This is a genomic window from Mycobacterium sp. TH-M25 (genome assembly GCF_057473665.1).
The window spans coordinates 1-3,357 of the sequence record NZ_JBYCLA010000566.1 but is presented as its reverse complement, the minus strand read 5'-3'; the positions used below and the strand labels follow the sequence as shown (position 1 = coordinate 3,357).

Annotated in this window: 4 protein-coding genes and 1 pseudogene; 2 read left to right on the top strand and 3 right to left on the bottom strand. The window is 62.3% G+C overall.

The features are described from left to right. On the top strand, window positions 1-826 hold an 826-nt coding region (locus AC2VOU_RS18905), incomplete at its 5' end, for an AMP-binding protein (protein ID WP_486958742.1). A gap of 26 nt (window positions 827-852) precedes the next feature. Here the strand turns inward: AC2VOU_RS18905 and AC2VOU_RS18900 are convergent. Beyond that, window positions 853-1,194 carry an ATPase gene (locus AC2VOU_RS18900; RefSeq protein ID WP_454561125.1) on the bottom strand — a complete coding sequence of 114 codons (342 nt, stop codon included), beginning with the start codon at window positions 1,192-1,194 and terminating at the stop codon, window positions 853-855. A 567-nt stretch (window positions 1,195-1,761) separates the two neighbouring features. Here AC2VOU_RS18900 and AC2VOU_RS18895 point away from each other — a divergent pair. Next, entirely contained in the window at window positions 1,762-2,148 is a 387-nt protein-coding gene (locus AC2VOU_RS18895) for a hypothetical protein (protein ID WP_486958741.1), read from the top strand. Between the two features lie 121 nt (window positions 2,149-2,269). Here the strand turns inward: AC2VOU_RS18895 and AC2VOU_RS18890 are convergent. Beyond that, window positions 2,270-2,518 (bottom strand): annotated as a pseudogene (locus AC2VOU_RS18890) (acyl-CoA dehydrogenase family protein); the annotation flags it as partial. A 27-nt stretch (window positions 2,519-2,545) separates the two neighbouring features. Further along, window positions 2,546-3,357 (bottom strand): alpha/beta hydrolase (locus tag AC2VOU_RS18885; RefSeq protein WP_486958740.1); only part of this gene is annotated, 812 nt, incomplete at its 5' end.

Sequence of the window (3,357 nt, the reverse complement as noted above, 5' to 3'; positions counted from 1 at the left end):
GCTGCGGCGCCGGTTCAAGCCCGCGACAGCGCTCGAAGACATCGAAAAGCACCAGGCGACAGCCATAGTGGTGGTTCCGGTCATGCTGTCGCGGATCCTCGACACGCTCGAGAAAATGGAGACCAAGCCCGATCTGTCCAGCCTGCGGGTGGTGTTCGTATCCGGATCGCAGTTGGGCGCCGAACTGGCCACCCGCGCGCTCGACGACCTCGGCCCCGTCATCTACAACATGTACGGCTCGACCGAGATCGCGTTCGCCACGATCGCGGGACCTAAGGACCTGCAAATCAACTCGGCGACAGTTGGTCCGGTGGTTAAGGGCGTGAAGGTCAAGATCCTTGACGACAGCGGCAAAGAAGTGCCGCGCGGCCAGGTCGGCCGGATTTTCGTCGGGAACGCCTTCCCATTCGAGGGCTACACCGGCGGCGGCGGCAAGCAGATCATTGACGGCCTGTTGTCGTCGGGCGACGTCGGCTACTTCGACGAGCACGGCTTGCTGTACGTCAGTGGCCGTGACGATGAGATGATCGTTTCCGGCGGCGAGAACGTGTTTCCTGCCGAAGTCGAGGATTTGATCAGCGGGCATCCCGACGTGGTGGAGGCCACCGCGATCGGTGTCGACGACAAGGAGTGGGGCGCTCGACTGCGCGCCTTCGTTGTCAAGAAGCAGGACGCCACCATTGACGAGGACGCAATCAAAACCTATGTCCGCGACCACCTGGCCCGCTACAAGGTGCCGCGGGAAGTGATCTTTCTCGACGAGCTACCGCGTAACCCCACCGGTAAGGTCCTCAAGCGCGAGTTACGCGATTTCGAGGTTCGTTAACGGCAATCTCGGGGCCTCCCTTACGGTTACCGGCGGGCCTGAATGGTGCGCGTGACTTGGGCGGAGAGCTTGGGGTCGGTCAGGAGTTGCTCGATCAGTGCGGTAAAGACCTCTTGTCCCGTGACGCGGGCGACGCCGAGGTGGTCGGCGGCTTGTTGCTGCCAGAGGTCGAGGGCTCGGTGTGTCGCGAGTGAGAGGTCAACAGTTCGTCGTGTTCGCTGCTCGCGTGTTGGTTGAGCGGTCTCTCGTCCGAGACCGGTGAGGCGCTGGGTCGGTCCTGTCTCTCCGGGTCTGGGTGGCGTGGCGACCCTCGGGTGCGCACGGAACCCTCCGACGCTGGGTTCGTTGTGGCCGGGTACGGCACTCATTGCGACGACCCCCTCTGGGGTGCAAATCAGTAGATCTGGGTATCAGTATGCGCTTCGTTGATGAAGTCCTTCGATTGGATATCACCGTTGCCGGAATTCTTGAGGTGCAGGGGCCCCGGGGGCTGGCGGTCGCGCCTGATCGCCTTTGATCGCCGAGAGGATAGCCGCGGCGGCCTGGATGTGACCCAGGCATCACTTAATCGAGGTTTGCTACCGCTCTGATAGTAATGCGGGACTTCGGTCAATCATGATCCAACTATTTGGGCCAAAGTCATTAAATGTAAAAATCCGTATTTACTTAGTTAAGTGGATCAGTAAATGCCATGCTAGCTCTAGATATCACTTACTACTGAGTTACTGAATACAGCACCTGTGGAATTTAGTCTGCTGCCGAATTGGGTGAGCACTGAAGCGCGACATGGGGACGGAAAATATTAGGTGTATACAGTAGCTGTCTTCTGGATAGATAGTAGAATGATTTCTACTATCTAGATGTCATATAAAACGTGCCTAACGCTAAGTCTCTGGCTTTCATATCGGCTTCACGATCGTGGAAGGAGCTAGCAAATGTTGATCTCACTGTTTTCTGCCCGTAAGGCCGCAGCTCGTGCGGTGGGTGTCGGCGTGCTGAGCGGAGCGATGCTCTTCGGCGCTGCCCCAGTGGCGCAGGCTGTGGAGGTGGCCACCCCGACGCCCAGCGTCGCAGGTGCCGACTCGCCTAACGGCGTGCCTGGCGTACCGGATGTGTCCCGGGCCGATCTGAACAACCGTGCGGATTTCGGCCGTGTCGTCCCCATGGATGACGACTGGTGGGATCCCGACGACTGGTGGGGGCCTTGGTGGCCCGGGTGGCACGGCGGGCCGTGGTGGCACGGCGGGTGGCACGGCGGGCCCGGGTGGCACGGCGGGTGGCACGGCGGGCCCGGGTGGCACGGTGGCCACGGAAGGCACTAGTGATTGGTAGTGCAACCACCTGAGGGAGGCCAGCTGCACGCCAATCGGCCGGCCGCCGTTACGGGTCGCGGGGCAGCCCCAGCAGCCGTTCGGCGATGGTGTTGAGCTGCACCTGCGATGTGCCGCCGTGTATCTGAATGCAATTCCGCGTGCAGCATTGGACCACCGCCGGCGCCAACGCCGCCGCTACAGCGGCGGCGAACTCGACCCCGGAACAGACTATGTCTCAATCATTCTAGCTAGCTTCGTCAATCGCGTGGGCGGCGTCCTACACTGCGGCGGTGGCCCGTTCGATGTCGGCGATCATCTCTGCGTATTTGTGCTTGATGGTCTGGAGCTGGCCGATCGGTCTGCCGAACTGCTCGCGGAGGATGAGCCAGCGGCTCGGCGAGAACTCTCACCGCCATCGCTCGTTGATCCAGTTAGCGATGGTGTCGGCCTGCTCGCTGCGCGCGCCTGGGGTGGTGAAGTAGTGGTCGGTCTCGATCGAGCAGTGCGTCTTGTCGGTGCTCGCCAGCGCATCGTGGATGCGCTGGGCGTCGGACGGGAAGACTCCGGTATCTGCCTCGGCGTTGATCACCAAGGCCGGGCAGGTGATACGGGCCAGGTGTGGCTCGGCCCGGGTTTGCGCCACCCGCAGGCTCCACATGCTCAGCCAGTTGTGCAGCGTGCAGGCCGCGGCGATGCCATATGCGGAGCGGTTTGCCTTCCCCGGGATGCCCGCGTAGCACCGGTTGGGCGCACGCTTGGTCGGCTCGATGCTGGGATCCACCATGCGTGGGTCGGCCCAGGTGCGCATCACGGTAAACGGCCGATCGGAAAACCCAGCTGCGCGAACGCGTTTGAGCTCCCTCTCGGCCCAGTTGGTGATGGTATGGTTGCGCACGGTCTGCGCCAACCGGTAGCGGGTGACAAATTCCGGCGTGTACGGCGGGCCGTTTTGTGTGTTGTACAGGTCCAGGTCGGGATCGGTGGCGACCGGGTCGCCTTCGTCGACGACGGCGGCATCCATCCAGGCGGTCAATACATCCGGGCGCCCAGGATGCGCGGCGGTAGCGACATAGCCGTCGGCGGCGAGCAACTCTGTCAGTCCGGCCGCCGGCCGCATACCTTCCAGCGGAGTGACGTTCGGGTCGACCGCCTGCGACTGGTAGGCGGCCATCAACGAGCCTCCTCCTGAATTGCCGAGCAATACAACAGTTTCCACGT

Excerpts from the sequence above, each read along its gene's own strand:
- AC2VOU_RS18900 (WP_454561125.1), bottom strand. The coding sequence starts at position 1,194 with ATGAGTGCCGTACCCGGCCACAACGAACCCAGCGTCGGAGGGTTCCGT.
- AC2VOU_RS18895 (WP_486958741.1), top strand. The coding sequence starts at position 1,762 with ATGTTGATCTCACTGTTTTCTGCCCGTAAGGCCGCAGCTCGTGCGGTG.